11 protein-coding genes are annotated in these 15,705 nt (G+C 60.3%); 9 read left to right on the plus strand and 2 right to left on the minus strand.

The window, feature by feature from the left end:
- Positions 1 to 13 precede the first annotated feature (13 nt).
- Together J4862_RS01885 and J4862_RS01890 are read right to left on the minus strand one after the other, a co-directional pair.
- On the minus strand, positions 14 to 919 hold the full coding sequence (locus J4862_RS01885) for a P22 phage major capsid protein family protein (RefSeq protein ID WP_211789055.1): 906 nt from the start codon (positions 917 to 919) through the stop codon (positions 14 to 16).
- Positions 920 to 958: 39 nt separating this feature from the next.
- Complete coding sequence (locus J4862_RS01890) at positions 959 to 2,083, minus strand: head maturation protease, ClpP-related (RefSeq protein WP_211789056.1); 1,125 nt, start codon at positions 2,081 to 2,083, stop codon at positions 959 to 961.
- 174 nt (positions 2,084 to 2,257) lie between these two features.
- On the opposite strand from J4862_RS01890, the gene J4862_RS01895 reads away from it, so the two are divergent.
- The 9 genes from J4862_RS01895 to J4862_RS01935 are packed head-to-tail and all read left to right on the plus strand — an operon-like array spanning position 2,258 to position 15,534.
- Complete coding sequence (locus J4862_RS01895; RefSeq protein WP_211789057.1) at positions 2,258 to 2,734, plus strand: helix-turn-helix domain-containing protein; 477 nt, start codon at positions 2,258 to 2,260, stop codon at positions 2,732 to 2,734.
- A complete protein-coding gene (locus J4862_RS01900) occupies positions 2,731 to 4,260 on the plus strand; it encodes a hypothetical protein (protein WP_211789058.1) in 1,530 nt (509 codons plus the stop codon). The genes J4862_RS01895 and J4862_RS01900 overlap by 4 nt, the downstream gene beginning before the upstream one ends.
- On the plus strand, positions 4,260 to 4,718 hold the full coding sequence (locus J4862_RS01905; protein ID WP_211789059.1) for a phage protein Gp36 family protein: 459 nt from the start codon (positions 4,260 to 4,262) through the stop codon (positions 4,716 to 4,718). The genes J4862_RS01900 and J4862_RS01905 overlap by 1 nt, the downstream gene beginning before the upstream one ends.
- A gap of 1 nt (position 4,719) precedes the next feature.
- Positions 4,720 to 5,565 (plus strand): hypothetical protein, encoded by an 846-nt coding sequence (locus J4862_RS01910; protein ID WP_211789060.1) that lies wholly within the window; start codon positions 4,720 to 4,722, stop codon positions 5,563 to 5,565.
- Positions 5,555 to 6,043: a hypothetical protein gene (locus J4862_RS01915; RefSeq protein ID WP_211789061.1), complete on the plus strand. Its 489-nt coding sequence runs from the start codon at positions 5,555 to 5,557 to the stop codon at positions 6,041 to 6,043. Before J4862_RS01910 ends, J4862_RS01915 begins: the two co-directional genes overlap by 11 nt.
- Complete coding sequence (locus J4862_RS01920) at positions 6,036 to 6,893, plus strand: hypothetical protein (protein WP_211789062.1); 858 nt, start codon at positions 6,036 to 6,038, stop codon at positions 6,891 to 6,893. Before J4862_RS01915 ends, J4862_RS01920 begins: the two co-directional genes overlap by 8 nt.
- Before the next feature lie 14 nt (positions 6,894 to 6,907).
- Positions 6,908 to 13,654, plus strand: a complete 6,747-nt coding sequence (locus J4862_RS01925; protein ID WP_211789063.1) for a CotH kinase family protein — start codon at positions 6,908 to 6,910, stop codon at positions 13,652 to 13,654.
- Between the two features lie 4 nt (positions 13,655 to 13,658).
- On the plus strand, positions 13,659 to 14,234 hold the full coding sequence (locus J4862_RS01930) for a hypothetical protein (protein ID WP_211789064.1): 576 nt from the start codon (positions 13,659 to 13,661) through the stop codon (positions 14,232 to 14,234).
- The gene (locus J4862_RS01935) at positions 14,218 to 15,534 is read left to right on the plus strand and encodes a DUF935 family protein (RefSeq protein ID WP_211789065.1); all 1,317 of its coding nucleotides are present in this window, start codon (positions 14,218 to 14,220) and stop codon (positions 15,532 to 15,534) included. Before J4862_RS01930 ends, J4862_RS01935 begins: the two co-directional genes overlap by 17 nt.
- Positions 15,535 to 15,705 lie beyond the last annotated feature (171 nt).

Below are 15,705 nucleotides of genomic sequence, written 5' to 3' on the forward strand. Positions count from 1 at the left end.
GGCGAGGTTTTGTTTAGTTCGTTCCTTCGGCCACGAGGAGGATACCCTTCTTGTCCACACGGTGACGAGCGCCCCCAGTGCGCAGGAGGAAGGAGTAGATATCACCGTAATGGGTAGGATCACCTTCTTTCCCAAACATCTCAAGCTTGGTGAGTGCACGGGCCACACTGTTGCGCTGCCAAGCAATACCCGCAGCGACCTCAGTAGCCTGCCCCTCGTCCTTTTCCCCGATGATCGTCGAGTCGCTCAGGACACGGAGCACCGTGCTGCGCATCATGATGTCGATGCCGAAGAGTCGGCCGACAGTACCCTTGGTGACGTCCGCCGAAGAGAGGAAGGCCAGCTGCTGGTGGTCCGCGAGCGAGCCCAGCAGGTCATCGTACATCTCAGCATCCAGCAGGAGGTAGCGCTCGAGGGCGGGGACGTTCTGCTTATTGAAGATGACGGAGATGCGCTTGACATCTCGCCAGGTAATCTTCAGTCGCTTGCCCGAGCCCTTGAGGGTGTGGGCGTCACGGGCTTCCCCCGTCGTGAGGACCGTCTCTGCCGAGGTCAGGCCCTCGGTCCACTTCTTCAGCAGCAGCTCGTGCGCCACACGCTGCAGCTCGGCCTTATCCTCCCCGATGATGCTATCGCGCTTGTCATAGGTCAGCTCCACCGTGTCCTTGTGCGACAGTCGGATGGGGTCCGTCGTCAGCTCATGGATCTTATATACCAGTTCGGAGTCGGTGCGCTCATTGACCTCAGCGGGCTTCTTGGTTCGGTCGATTTCCACCCTACTGGGGCGCCCTGCGTTCGGCACGTGGACGATACTTCCACTCACATACTCGGAGTCGTCCAAGCTCTTGACGGCAAAGCCGTCGTCGGGGAAGAAGCCTTCCTCGATGTGGTTAATCCACAATTCTTTGTTTACAGCCATTTTCCTTTTTGGTTTTGTTGATGCTAGAGGTTCCTTGAGTTAGTCCTCGTAGGACTTACCCCAGGTCTCCTTGTAGAGGTTATTGAAGCCTTCAGGGTCCTCGCGCTTGAAGGCGACGAGGTCACCCGAGCGATCGAGCTCCTTCCAGCTGCGCCCCGCAAAGCGATTCGAGGGTCCGTTCTCCTTGCCGATGTAGTCGGCGGCGCGGGGCGCACTCTTGCGGGCGGGGAGCGAGTTCAGCAGCTCACGCGTTTCCTCGGGTGCCGCCTTGAGGAGCTCGGCATACCTTTCGCGCTGCGCCTCGGCGATCTTACCCGAGCTTACGGCCTCATTCAGGAGCGCGGCATTCGCCTCGCCCTCGAGGGCCTCTACACGAGCGCGCAGCTGCTTGTTCTCCTCGTCTTTCACCCCGAGGCGGGCGTACATCTCGGCGACGGCATGAGCCGCCTCTGCATCGCCCATGGAGGCGGTGATCGCAGGGCAGCCCCTGCGCAGTTCATCTAACAGTGCCATGTCTTTATCTTTTAGTGCCTGGTTGTTCAGGCGGTTCGTAAAATACTTTTCGATCTCCTCAGCCGTCGAGCTATCAGAGAGGCTCCCCTCCTCGTCGTCGAGGTTGTAGATACCATCGATGAGCCCCAGCTCGAGCGCTTCACGGGCGGTAATCCAGTGGTCCTTACCGTCGTTGAAGTAGGCGTCCTCGATCTCCTCGGGCTGCTTACCAAGACGCCCAGCAATCATACGCGCTAGGTCCTGCTGCAGGCTCTCCATGTGCTCGGCCGTCTCGCGCAGCTCCTTGCTGTTGCCCCAGCTGCCGCCACTGACATTGTGCAGCATCAGGCGGCTGAAGGGGGACATATAGAGGGGTTTGCCACAGAGGGCGATGATAGCGGCCATCGACGCTGCGATACCATCGACATAGATGGTGACATCCGCCTTGCTGTTGACGAGGGCTTGATAGATGGCCATACCCGCATAGACCTCACCGCCCACGCTATTGATGCGCACGTCTATCTTCTGATAGCTACGCTCGAGCTCCATGAAGGAGCTGACGACCTTTGCGCTGGAGAGCTCGGACCAGTCGCCAATCTCCCCGTAGAGGATGAGTGAGGCCTCGCCTGAGGCGGAGGGCAGAACGTTAAAATAGCTTTGTTTCTTCGGCATATCGCGTCATCTTTTGCTGGCAAAGTTAGGGCGCGAACAGGGGCTAACGCAAATACGTTATCATGCACGTAAGGTATTGATTACGTGCTATAAACAGCGCGTTATCTGACTAATATCCGATTTGTAAAAGCACACAAAAGCGCCCGAACTTTGCGGTAAAAGATGACGCGAGAAATGGCAAAGACTAAGGATACAGAGAAGCTCACGGCGAGTGCTCGGATGGCACTAGCGCAGCGCCTCTACGTGGACAACGGCTACACGCAGGAGGAGATCGCGGGCATTATCGGAGTGAGCCGCCAAACGGTGGTGCGCTGGGCCAACAAGATGCACTGGCAGGACTTGCGCGCAGCTACCTCGGTGACCCCCGCCGAACAGATACGCCAGCTGCGCGCGCAGATAGCTGCCATTAACGAGCGCATTGCGCAGCGACCTCTTGGGGAGCGCTGGGCGACGCCTGCCGAAGCGGACAGCCTGAACAAGATTGCCTCCGCCATCCAAAAGCTCGAGAAGGACGTAGGCATCGAGGACCTCGTAGCGGTGGCCATGCGTATGACCGCCTGGCTGCGCTCCTCCGAACCTGAGCGCGCTAAGGAGCTCGGGGCACTCTTCAATAGTTACATACAAGACGTCTCGGGAGGGGCGAGACGATGAAGCTACAAGAGAAGCAAGCCCTAGCTCAGTGGGAGGAGTTCCACCGATCACTCCAAAGCAACGTCTTCATCGACACCTCGCTCTCGGCTCAAGAGCTGGAGGCACTCAGAAAGCGGCTTGAGTCGGATCCCATCGCCTGGATCGAGCATATGTTTCCCGCCTACGCCAAGTACCCCTTCGCCGACTTTCAGCGCGCGGCCATCAAGCGCATCATTAGCAATGGGGAGTGGTACGAGGTCTTGTCCTGGTCACGAGGGCTCGCCAAGAGTACCGTGGCGATGTTCTGCCTGATGTACCTAGCCTTCACGGGGTGCAAGCGCTTTGTCATCTGCGCCTCGGCTACCGAGGACGCGGCCACGCGCCTGCTCATCCCCTACCGCATCAACTTCACCAGCAACCCGCGCATCCGTCAGCTCTACGGGCCTCAGGAGACGATAGGCGCCTGGACGGAGAGCGAGTTCACGGCTCGCTGTGGCTGTAAATTTTTAGCGATAGGCGCGGGCTCAGCACCTCGAGGAGCGCGCAACGAGTACTCGCGCCCCGACGTACTCTACCTCGACGACTTCGACACCGACGAGGAGTGTCGCAACGAGGAGCGTCTAAAGAAAAAATGGGAGTGGTGGGAGCAGGCTCTGTACGGGACACGCGACATTTCTGAGCCCCTCCTCTCGCTGTGGTGTGGCAATATCATAGCCAAGGATTGCTGCGTAGCCCGTGCAGGCAGGCAGGCAGACCACTGGGACGTAATCAACATACGCGACGCCGAGGGGCGCAGCATCTGGCCAGCGAAGAACAGCGAGGAGAGCATCGATATCGCCCTGTCGAAGATCAGCAAGCGTGCTCAGCAAGCCGAGTACTTCAACAACCCAATCAGCGAGGGGAAAATACTCACGCAGCTCCCCTTCGGCAAGGTGCCGCCCCTCGAGTCCTTCAGCTTCCTCATCACCTACGGGGACCCCGCCTACTCCGACAGCCGCAGTCGAAAGAGCTCGACGAAGTCGCTTTGGCTCATAGGGAAGAAGGGCGGGCGCTACTACATCATTAAGGGCTTCCTCGGGCACGCCACCAACGCCCAGTTCATCGACTGGTACTTCCAGCTTGAGGACTACGTAGCAGGCGCCTGCCCACTCTACCACTACATCGAGAATAATAAGCTGCAGGATCCTTTCTTCCAGCAGGTCTTCCGCCCGCTGCTCCTGGAGGCCAACAAGCGGCGAAAGAAGAACCTCTACATCCGACCTGACGAGAAGAAGAAGACGGACAAGGCCACACGTATAGAGACGAGGCTTGAGCCCATCGACCGCGAGGGCCGCTGGCTCTTCAACGAGGAGGAAGCCGACAACCCCATGATGCAGGAGCTCATCGAGCAGTGCAAGCTCTTTGAGCTGCACCTGCCCTATCCAGCCGACGGCCCTGACTCCCTGGAGGGCGGCATCCGCGTCCTGGACGACAAGCAGCGCGAGTCGGAGCCCCCCGTAGTCATTGGCTTCGACCGCTTCAATAAAAAAAATAACTACCGCCTCTAATGGACAACTTCATCGACCTCAAGGATTACGACGCCTCGCTCCATAAGGAGATCCTCAGCTCGCTGGTGAGGCGCGAGAGCGCTGCGGGGGTGCCTAACCCCGACTATGATCCAAGCATCATAGAGATCTGCGAAGACAGGGCAGTCAGTGAGATGGAGAGCTATCTCAACAAGAGCTACGACACGGCAGCCATCTTCTCGGCGCGAGGAGAGGCACGCCACGCGCTCATCCTCATGTACGCGATCGACATCGCCATCTACCACATCTACTCCCTCCACAACCCTTATAAGCTCTCCGAGCTACGCAAAGAGCGCTATAAGCGTGCCACCGAATGGCTGCAGCTCGTCGCCCGCGGGGAGCTCACTATAGGCGGGGCACCCCGCCTCAGCCAGGAGCAGCAAAGCGCGAACTCCCCTTGGCAAATACACAGCGAGCGCGCTCGCCCTCATCGATTATAAGATGGCTAGAGACGTCGACGAAATCAAGAAGGCCATGACCGACGCCTTCATGGCTGACCCCGTAGTGCGCGAGCGCTACGGGCTAGAGGAGGGCGCGAGCTTCCGCAGCTCCTTCTCCCTGCTCTCGATCGAGAACATCCTCTTTTTCATCACGGCTGCTGCGCACCATGTGATGGAGCGCCTGTTTGAGGGCTACCGCGAGGAGCTTGACGAGCAGCTGCGCCGTGGTATCGTTGCTACGGTGCCCTGGTACTACCAAAAAGCGCTCGAGTACCAGCACGGACACGCGCTGCGCCTCGACGAGAAGAGCCGCCAGTGGGGCTATGCACAGCTGGACGAGGCCGCACGGCTCGTGAAGTTCGCAGCCGTTCGTGACCTCGGGGGAAGCATACAGATACTCGTCGCAGGGGCGGACAAGGACGGACTCCCCGAAGCCCTTCCGAAGGACAACCTAAGGGCGTTCGAAAGCTATATCAACGCTCTCAAGCCAGCAGGCACCATCCTCTCGGTGCGCAGCGTGCCCGCCGACCGTCTGAAGCTCTCGCTCACGCTTTGGGTAGACCCCTTACTCTTCGACCCTTCAGGGCGGAGCTTCGACACGGGCGAGGAGCGTGCACGCGCGGCCATCATCCGCTACCTCGGGGGCATCACCTTCGGAGGCGCCTTCAATCGAAACAAGCTCATCGACGCCCTACAGGCCGTGCCAGGCGTCCGAGACGTCAGCCTCTCAGAGGTAGAGGCAGCAGCTCACGACGGCGAGCTGCACCCCATCACAGGCCTAGGCTACACCTCCTATAGTGGCTGCTTCCTTCTTGACCCCTCTAGCACCCTGACCTATGTGGTATAACTTCGACCCTGAGCGCTTCGCCGAGGATATGCTCCCGCCCATCCTGAGGCGTCCGCTCCTGCTAGCCCTCCTGAGGGCCATCCTCAAGCCCCTAACGAGCCTCATGGCACGCTTCACCTCCCTCAGGGAGCAGTCACGCAAGCGCCTAGCTGTAACGGGGCAGACCATCTCTCTGGTGGAGACGCTCCGAGAGCGCTACCGCCTCCCCGAGGGCGTCATCTACATCACTGAGCCGAGCGAGTGGCAGCTCTATCTCTTTCAGGCTGGTGAGGGGCGAACTAACATATACATCCACTCTACACGGGAGCAGCGTGACCCCACCACAATCCGATTCGCCGAGGAGGGCAGTCGAGAGCCTGACTTCACGCTGCACCTCCCTGACTTCCTCGCCAGCGAAGAGGCCGAAATCCGCCGCTTCCTTGACCTCTACAAACCAGCGGGCAAACGCTACGCAATAGAACTCTACCCATATGCATAGACTATCCTTCTCAGAGGGCGGCCATCCGCTCTCCCTCGACGACTTTTACTTCCTCCAGGCTGCGCTGTCCACCCCCCTACTAGCATCGCTCAACGCTTGGGGCAACTGCATTGTCGGGGGCTGTGAAATCAACCGCAATGAGGCCACGGGGAAAATCAGCGTTACCCCAGGTGTCATTGCCTTTGCTGGTGACATATATCAAGCCTCTAAGCAAGAGCTCCCAGCCCTTAAAAACGGGGAGGTGCTCTACTGGGAGTTCACAGCCTTTTGGTCGGGAAAGCGCACATACGCGGACGGCGCCGAACGATACACCCAGGGGAATAGCGTGGCTATACTGCGCGCTTGGACAGAGCCGAAATCCAAGACCTTCGCCCGCGCTGACACCCTCCCGCGCCTTGGGGTCGACATCCTGCGCGCCACGCGCCGCACCTTCAGCTACGATGGCAAGGGGGATGTCGTAGACTTCCAGGAGCAGAGCGCTCACAGCGCGCTGGTGACCTTCAGGTTCGACGAGCACACCTATGCGCTCAACAGCACCCTCGGGACACTCACCATCGACGGAGCCTCACACCTGCATGCCTCGCATGGCCTCAACGGCAACTGGCTGACGATCTCCTCGGGCAACCTCCAGTTCACCTCGGACATCACTGGAGCCACGCGCACACCTCGATCCAGCGACCCTCGCGAGGCTGGAGGGCAGGGGGAAGTTCGCGATACCCTCCCCAAATATGTGACGCTCCTGGTGAGCTATGGCCCCGCCGAGACCACGAGCTCTGAGCCTAACGACCCCGACCGTAGAGGCACTGGCCCCGTAGGTGGAGGCTACTCTGGCCCTGCACGCAGACGATAATCACACGAAAAAAAATGAAGCAGGAAGAATTACAGCGCATGGCAGCCGCCATCGCAGGCGCCACAGGAGCAGGGAGTATCACCCCGCAGGAGGTCGGAAAGCTCTTCACGGGCGTCATCGACTACATCAGCGAGGTAGCGCGTGAGGGCGGCGCCCTAGGTGTGCGCAAGATCTACACGAGCGTCGAGGCGATGAAGGCCGACAGCGCGCCCAAGGGCGAGGGGGACAAGCCCCTTCGCCCAGGCAACCTCGTAGCCATCTACGACAAGACGAAGCCCGCCGCTAAGGACAACGGCCGCATCTTCGTCTACACGGGGGCGGGCTTTGAGCAGCTCGCCCAGCTCAGCGTCCAGGTGTCCAACGACTACAGCGACGAGGACAAGGCTAAGGTCAAGCTCATCCAAACGGATGGCGACCCCAACAGCTACCTCGCTGCCGATGGAAGCTACAAGCCTGTCCCCATCCCCGACGCTCCTATTCAGAGCCTCTCGGTAGGCGGTAATAAGATGGAGCCTGACGCGCAGGGCAACGTCGACCTTACCATCCCTAAGGCCCCTGTGCAGGGGGTGGCGGTCAATGGCAGCACGGTCGCACCTAACGAGTCGGGCATTGTCAACATCGAGACCAAGAGCGGCACTGTGCAGAGCGTCGTCTTCAACGGGGCGAAGCAGCTCCCCGACGAGGCGGGCGCGGTGCACATCACCACCGACATCGTCGAGGTGGACGAAACACTCTCCGCCGAGAGCACCAACGCCGTCTCCAATGCCGCCGTGTCGGCCAAGCTGCAAGAGCTCAGCGCCTCGAGTATCTCCGCCTTAGAGGCTCAGCTCTCGGAGGACGAGACGAGCGTCACCCTCAAGCTCCTCAACAAGGAGGGCGGAGAGGTGGCTTCGGCGAGCATCCCTGCAGGTGGCAAGGGCGGCGGCGGGGATGCCCCAACTACGCGTATCGTTCTGAGCGCCTCGGTGGATAAGCCGCAGCTTAAGGTCGGCGATAGCGCCACCCTCAGCTACAGCTATAGCCACGTGACGGCGGATAGCGAGGCGGCGCCCACGGGGCAGCGTGCCACGCTGAAGATGACCCTGAGGCGCGGGGCGACCATCCTCCTGGAGCGTGTGACCCCCGAGGTCAGCGCGGGTAGCTACAGCTTCGACCTCACCCCCTACCTCACGCAGGCAGGGACGCTCGACGTGCTCCTCTCGGCCGAGGTGAGCGACCCCGAGGGCAAGACCCAGCGCCGCAACATCGCCACCTCTGTGCGCGCCTACAGCATCAGCCTATCGACGAGCCACCCCCTTGCAGAGGGACTCGTCGGTTATACCCCTGGCACCATCCTCAACATCCCCTACCTCGTCACAGGCGTAGGCAACAAGACCGTCACGCTCTATATTGACGGCAAGGCTGCGGGGGCGCAGAGCGTGACCCGCTCAGGCGCCACGAGCGGAAGCCTGCAGCACCCCCTTACCTCTCTCTCCGAGGGACGACACACGGCACAGCTTGTGGCAGAGCTCTCCCTCGGCGCCGAAGAGCTCAAGAGCGAGAGCATCTACTTCGACTTCTACGTCGGAGCGACGCAGGAGCAGCCACGCATCGGCATCCTTATGCGCCGCGAGGACGGACACATCTTCGGCGAGACGGAGCACCTCGCCCCCGAGCTCTTAGCGGAGCAGTTCGCCCGCTACAGCTTCGCCTACGGCGTCTACGACCCCCTCAAACAGCCAGCAAGCCTCAGCCTCAAGGTAGGCAGCGCTGCACCTAGCATCCTCTCCGTCGCACGCGGGGCGCATGACTATGAGAGCCGAGCCTCGGAGAGTGGGCGCACAAGTATCAGCCTCTCCACGCGCCTCGGCGTAAGCTACGAGCTGGCGCTGCGCGTCAAGCCTGGCAAGGTGTCCGTTAGCGAGGTCAGCGATAGCCTCAGCCTCGCCCTCTCAGCCCTCGGCAGGTCCAATACCGAGGAGAACCCCGCCCTATGGCAGAGCGGGGATGTGGCGGCGCGCTTCCTCAACTTCGACTGGGCGGCGGGCGGCTGGCAGGACGGAGCGCTGCACCTGACGGGGCGCAGCGAGCTGACCATCCCCGCGGCTTTTTTTGTCCGCGACCCCATGACGGCGGGGGCAAGCATAGAGCTAGAGCTTAAGACCTCGAGCCCCCGCGAGCGATCGAGCGCCGTCTTCAGCTGCGTCGACAGTCGAGGGGTGGGCATCGTCATCACCCCTGGCGAGGCACGGCTCAAGACCAGTTCAGGGGCGGAGGTCGCCACTAAGTTCGCCGCGGGCGAGTGGTATCGCCTGGCCTTCGTCGTGCATCCGAAGGGTAGTACAAGGCTCCTCGAAATCTACGTCAACGGCATCCGCTCGGGCGTCGTCAGCTACGGGCAGGGGGATAGCCTCCTGCAGGCTGAGGCGATGCCCTTCCGCGCCTCTGCAGAGGCTGCCGACCTCGACCTCAGAGCCATCCGTCTCTACAGCCGCGCGCTGACGGACGACGAGCTCCTGGGCAACTACATTGCTTCTCGCCCCGAACCATCGGAGCTCATCGCCCTCTACGAGCGCAATGAGGTCCTCGGCGAGCGCGGGGAGGTGTCGCTCGAGAAGCTGCGCGCTCAGGGCAAGAGCGTGCTGCGCATCGTAGGTAACGTGCCACTGGTCAATGAGACCAACAACAAGAAATACGAGGAGCAGGTGGATGTCTACTTCTACAGCGGCTTCGGCAAGGAATACGACTTTGTCTGCAAGGGCGCAGGGTTACGCATACAGGGAACCTCGTCCACAACCTACCCGCGTAAGAACTACCGCATCTACCTCGACCGAAAGAAGAAGTACAACACGACGCTCACGGTGGGCGGCGTCGAGCAGAAGGAGCTCAAGTATGCCTTCTCCCCTGGCGCTGTGCCCGTCTCCATCTTCACCATCAAGGCGGACTTCGCCGAGAGCTCGTCCACGCATAACACGGGGCTCGCGAAGCTCATCGACGAGGCCTTCCGCAAGGCGGGCATCCTCACGCCCCCGCAGAAGGCGAATAAGGGTGTGCGCATCGCTGTCGACGGCTTCCCCTGCGATGCCTTTTTCGCAGGACAGGCGGCGGGCGAGAACACCTATCTCGGCAAGTACAACTTCAACAACGACAAGGCGGGCAGCGAGGCCGTCTTTGGCTTCTCAGGCGACGACTGCATCTGCCTGGAGTTCCTCAACAACAGCGAGCCGCTGGCGCTCTTCACGACGGATAACATGGCAGCCTTCAAGACGGCCCTCGAGTTCCGTCATCCCGACGGGCTCAAATGGGATGCCGCCAGCGAGGCGCAGAAGGGAGCCGTTCGACGCCTGTGGTCCTGGATTCAGAGCTGCAAGGGCAAGCCCACAAAGTTCCAGCGCGAGGTCGCTGACTACTTCGACGTGGAGAGCCTCTGCGGCTGGTACGTCATGACCGAGTACTTCATCATGGTCGACCAACGCGCGAAGAATATGATGCTCGCCACCTGGGACGCCCGTAAGTGGTACTTCCTCCCCTATGACAATGATACGGTCCTTGGCGTGCGCAATGATGGTAAGCTGGTCTATGACTACACCATCGACGAGGAGAGCTTCGACGAGAGCATCGGCTCCTACGCTTATGCGGGACACGACTCCCTGCTTTGGCAGCTCGTACGCCAGGCACTGCCTAGTCAGCTCGACGAGGTGGCGCAGAAGATCCGTGGCGTCATGAGCAAGGAGCATGTCCTCGAGGTCCTCAACGGCAAGTTCATGGGCAACTGGCCCGAGCGCGTCTACAACAAGGACGGGGAGTACAAGTACCTCACGCCCTTCAGAGAGCAGGCCATCGACTACCTCTACTGTCTGCAGGGGGCACGCTATGCTCACCGAACGGCCATCATCGGCGACCGATTCGCCCTCTTGGACGCGCAGCACCTGGCGGGCACCTACCGCGCCGACGCGCTGCGCCTCTATTTCTCGCATAAGTTCTCCAGCGACAAAAAGCGCATAGGCATCACCGCCAGCGAGCGCTACTACTTCGGCTATGGATACACCTCCAAGGCGCCGCAGGTCTCGGGCGTTCGTGCCGACAAGGCGGGTAGCAAGGTGACGCTCACGCTCGACACGGACCTCATCGTCAACGATCCGCAGAACCTCTACGGGGCGAGCCGCATGGCAGGGATCGACCTCTCGGAAGTCAGTGCCTACATCGTCGGCACGGCAAACTTCGACCGCTGCACGCAGCTCCGATCTCTCGACCTCAGCTGCAGCACGGGGCAGCAGACGCTCACAGCCATCACCCTCGGCGCCTGCAGCCAGCTCGAGCAGCTGAAGGTGGCAGGGCTTAAAGCCCCCTCCCTGCGCTCCCTGGACCTCTCGGCCAACAGCCGTCTCAAGAGCCTCGACGCCTCGAATACGGGGATTACTGACATCACCCTTGCCTCGGGGGCGCCCATCACGGAGCTCCGCCTGCCCGATACGCTCACCACGCTGCGCCTGGTACACCTACCCCTGCTCAAGCGCGAAGGGCTCAAGGGGCTCAGAACCGATGGCATCAGCCGTCTGTGGTTCGAGGACTGTCCCCTCATCAGCTGGGAGCAGCTCCTAGAGGAATTGAGCGCCGTGACGCACCTGCGCATTGTAGGCGTCAAGATGGAGGGCTCAGCCAGCTGGCTGACGCGCTTCCTTGGCAAGGGAGGCCTCAGCGCCTCAGGAGCGCTCACCACGACCTGCGCGCTGGTGGGGAGCTACCGCCTCACCGAGTACCTCGAGGAGGAGGAGCTCGCGCGACTGACGGCACACTTCCCAGAGTTGTCGATCCAACAGCCTGAATACACGGTCATAGGCTACTATAATCGCTGGACCAGCAAGGAGGGGCTACCCGTAGACCTCTCGGTCATGGATAAGTGGTTCAACCGCGACAACAACACGGGCTACGGCACAGGACAGCCCTACAAGCCCTCAGGGCACATCTTACGCATCACTGCTGCACGCCACCGCTGGCGCGGCATTGAGGCGCGTCGCGGCGAGATGGTCGTCTACCAGCTCAGAGACGAGCACTCGGGCTACTATGCCGATGCCACGGAGCTCAAGCGCTGCACCCCCTCGGACCTCTCCAGCGCCGAGGAGGGCGGACTGTGGGTCAATGAGCCGCATTATTGGTACAAGGGCGTGCATGACGGCGAGACAGGCACTGACTACCACGTCTACTCCTCGCTCCTGGAGCGCCCACGAATGCCCGAGGGCAAGCTGTACACCTCGACCGAGGTCATCAGTGTGCTGAAGCCCGTGCTCCAGCACTACATCCGCGTACCCAAGGGCACCAAGGCGGACGGCTCGGTAGCCGTCGAGTCGCTTATCTATAAGCACCTGGCGGCCTTTACCAATGAGGAGGGGTGCAACCTCTATGCCTATATCAAGATCCCCGTATCGGGCTATAAACGCGTACGCTTCCCGATCTGCAATAACGGCTATACCGACAGCGACAACGAGAGTATCGGGGTGTACTCCCCAGAAGATAAGCAGCCCGCGCCTTACCAAAATCGCTACAGATACGAGCGCGGGGTGTCCATCGCCTCCGTCTTCACAGATGCCGAGGGCAAGGTCATCCGTATCATTCGTCTCTCGAACAAGGAGTACCCCATCATGTACCGCGACTACGTGGCCGCTGTGCCTGCAGGCGCGACGCACCTCTATACCTCGGTGCTCACAGAGCTCATCGATGAGGAGCTGGACGTGTGGCTCACCTCGTCGGACAAGCCCGAGGACTGGGAGCCGCACTGGCAAGAACACAGAGAGACTTGGATAGCCGCCACACCGCTGCACTGGCAGCCTGGGGAAACCCTCCCCTCGATGCGGATCGGAGAGAACATCCCCCTAGGCCGACGAGACGAGGAGCGGTGGATCTTCTACCTCCGACATGGGTACTACGACAACGTTAGCTATGAGGAGTTCAAGGACCTCCGTAACCTCCTCTACGCAGAGATCGGCACCTTTGACATCAAGGGATATTACGGCAAATGCCAGTACTACATCAATAGCCCATCTTATAGGTATTGGACGCTCCCAGAGGCGGGGATGCTCGGAACACGAGCCAAAACTTTACAGGGGACAAAGGATGACAATCTCACCCCAGCAGTCATCACCGACGATGGTCTAGGCTCTGTTAACAGGAAGGCTTGCACTATGCCCTCAGCCCTTGGCTACACCTGGGCGATTACGGGCGTATGCAGCACGCTAAGCTCCCCGCAGCGCGACACTACTGTGCTCGCCGCCACAAAGAACCCCAGCATCTCCTTTACCCACCAGCTACGACGACAGAACACCCAGCTCACGAACCACCCGTATGGGATTAAGTTCGGCTTCACCGAAGAATGGCGCAATGCCTCATCCGCAGCTCTCAAGAAAGCTCGACGTATCATACACACAAGTAGATGGTACAGCTCTGAGGGGCAAGAGAAGAGCCACATCAGAGAGATGCTTGGCGGGCGGTACATGGACATCCTCTCCCGTCGCAACTACGTAGACCGAGTGCAGGGGTTAGCTACTGGCTGCTACGCCAACTTTTACAATTCGGGTGACAAGGATGCGATACTCTCCACAGAGCCCGATATAGGGAGCTACGATGATCAGATGCAGCTCTTCAGCACCCAATCGAGGCTAGAGCGCACTGCAATGATCCCCGTATATCGCGGCAAGGTCATCAAGGCCCGTACGCTCGCGGAGCTCCGCGCACTCAAGAATTATCAGTTCCTCCTTGACGAGAAGGCGGACTTCACTAAGTGGTAAAGACATGGCAACATACGGAAACCCATACAGAGAGGGCAAGCTCCTCTACCGCGTAGACCCCCTGAGGGACATCTACTACTTCGCCTACGACCTTCGGACGCCCAGCGAGGAGGAGTTCAGAGCGATCTTCGGTCGAGAGCGCCAAGACGGAGAGCAGCAGTACATCTACGAGTGGCAGTTCTTCGACCACAAACCGACGCACGAAGAGATGGCAGCGCTCATCTACGAGCGCATCAACGCGCGCTGCGACGCAGCGATCCTCGAGGGTGGAGCGTACACCACCCTCGAGGACGAACCGCGCCGCTGCCGCCTCTACCTCTCCCAGCAGAATCAGTTCAACTGGAAGGCGATCTACGACATGGCCTGTCGCCTCGAGGGGCGCAACCTCCCCGCCGTCTTCAAGCTGGGTGTCAGCGACGAGGACGCCTACTACTATACGATCACCTCCATGCGCCAGCTGGAGCACTTCATTCTATCGGTATTCAAATTCATCGAGACGACCCTCGCTGCCTGCTGGCAGGCGAAGCAGTCCGTCGACTTCACCCCCTATACCCTCGACCACGATGGCAAGACGAACTAAGAAGACCCAAAAGCGTATCACCTCGGGCGGCTCCTACAACCCAGGGACAGATATCGTCCTCTCTGCGCCGCAGCTCTTCTATTTCGACATAGACAGATACATATCCAGCGTCATCGCCGCAAGCAGCATCGACTTCAGCCGCCGAAGCCAGCTCTACGATATGTATGAGTCAGCCTTCCTTGACCTCCACCTCGGAGGGGTCATGGCCAAGCGACTGAGAGGGGTTACACGCCTGTCAATCGAATTCCAACGCAACGGCGTACCCGATGAGGAGCTCAACCGCCAGCTCGCCTCTCCCTGGATGAAGAGCCTGCGCAAGGATATCATCATGGCGGAATTTTGGGGCTACTCGCTCTTCCAGTTCTACCGAGACGAGGAAGGGCTGCTTCGCTATGACCTCATCCCCCGAAAGCACTACAACCCCATTTCCCGCAAGCTGCTTCGCAGGCAGTACGACAACGATGGCGTGGACATCGATGCCTACGACAACATGCTCTTCGTCGGGGAGGAGCGTTCGCTAGGGGTACTTGCCGAGCTTATGCCCGCGATCCTATACAAGCGCAACAACATCGGCGACTGGGCGAAATTCTGCGAAATCTTCGGCATCCCGATACGCAAGTACACCTATAATGCGGGCGACGAGAAGACGAGAGACCGCCTGCTCCGTGACGCCTATGAGCAGGGCGTAGGAGCCGTCTATATTACCCCCGAGGAAAGCAGCCTTGAGATCGTCGAGGCGGGCAATAAGGCAGGTTCATCACAGCTATACAAGGACTTCACGGACTACTGGGATCGCGCTATCTCTATCCGTGTACTCGGCAATACCCTGACCACCGATGCCTCGGCGACAGGGACACAGGCGCTGGGCACCATCCATAAGGAGGTCGAGGAAGAGCTCAACGAGGACGACTGCGCCACCATCCTCGACGTCCTCAACTACCACCTCAAGCCCATCCTCGAGGCGCTTGGCTTTCACGTCTCGGACGGCGACTTCGTGTACGCCGTCAAGGAGAAGCACGACCCCCTGCAGCGCGCTGAGCTCTACCTCAAGGCCAAGCAGCTCGGACTTCCCCTCGACGACGACGAGATGTACGAGACGATGAACATCAAGAAGCCCGACAACTATGAGGAGCAGCGGGCTCAGCTGGCCGAGCAGCGCGCCGCCCTCTCCGAGCGATTCGATGACAATCAGGAGGACAAGGACGAGGAGGAGCGCAAGGAGAAGCGCAAGCTCAAGGCGCGCCTCAGCCGTTTTTTCGGCCTAGCCCTCGGGGACACAGCCGAGGGCAGCGACTTCTAATTGAGGAGCTCTACTATGGCTGCCCCTGCAGCGCTTGTCAAGGCATCAAGGGCAGCACGAGCAAGGTCGTCTTCTCCCCCGATGTACTAGAGAGCTACCTGTACAAGATTTACGATGGCTTTGACAGCTCTTCCGCTATCGAGCCTAGCGCCTGGAGGGAGGTGCTGCGCC

This window comes from Porphyromonas sp. oral taxon 275, assembly GCF_018127745.1.
Taxonomy (GTDB): Bacteria; Bacteroidota; Bacteroidia; order Bacteroidales; family Porphyromonadaceae; genus Porphyromonas.

What these genes read in the sequence shown, in the direction of transcription:
- J4862_RS01885 (WP_211789055.1), bottom strand. Translation starts at nt 919, where the DNA reads ATGGCTGTAAACAAAGAATTGTGGATTAACCACATCGAGGAAGGCTTC.
- J4862_RS01890 (WP_211789056.1), bottom strand. Translation starts at nt 2,083, where the DNA reads ATGCCGAAGAAACAAAGCTATTTTAACGTTCTGCCCTCCGCCTCAGGC.
- J4862_RS01895 (WP_211789057.1), top strand. Translation starts at nt 2,258, where the DNA reads ATGGCAAAGACTAAGGATACAGAGAAGCTCACGGCGAGTGCTCGGATG.
- J4862_RS01900 (WP_211789058.1), top strand. Translation starts at nt 2,731, where the DNA reads ATGAAGCTACAAGAGAAGCAAGCCCTAGCTCAGTGGGAGGAGTTCCAC.
- J4862_RS01905 (WP_211789059.1), top strand. Translation starts at nt 4,260, where the DNA reads ATGGACAACTTCATCGACCTCAAGGATTACGACGCCTCGCTCCATAAG.
- J4862_RS01910 (WP_211789060.1), top strand. Translation starts at nt 4,720, where the DNA reads ATGGCTAGAGACGTCGACGAAATCAAGAAGGCCATGACCGACGCCTTC.
- J4862_RS01915 (WP_211789061.1), top strand. Translation starts at nt 5,555, where the DNA reads ATGTGGTATAACTTCGACCCTGAGCGCTTCGCCGAGGATATGCTCCCG.
- J4862_RS01920 (WP_211789062.1), top strand. Translation starts at nt 6,036, where the DNA reads ATGCATAGACTATCCTTCTCAGAGGGCGGCCATCCGCTCTCCCTCGAC.
- J4862_RS01925 (WP_211789063.1), top strand. Translation starts at nt 6,908, where the DNA reads ATGAAGCAGGAAGAATTACAGCGCATGGCAGCCGCCATCGCAGGCGCC.
- J4862_RS01930 (WP_211789064.1), top strand. Translation starts at nt 13,659, where the DNA reads ATGGCAACATACGGAAACCCATACAGAGAGGGCAAGCTCCTCTACCGC.
- J4862_RS01935 (WP_211789065.1), top strand. Translation starts at nt 14,218, where the DNA reads ATGGCAAGACGAACTAAGAAGACCCAAAAGCGTATCACCTCGGGCGGC.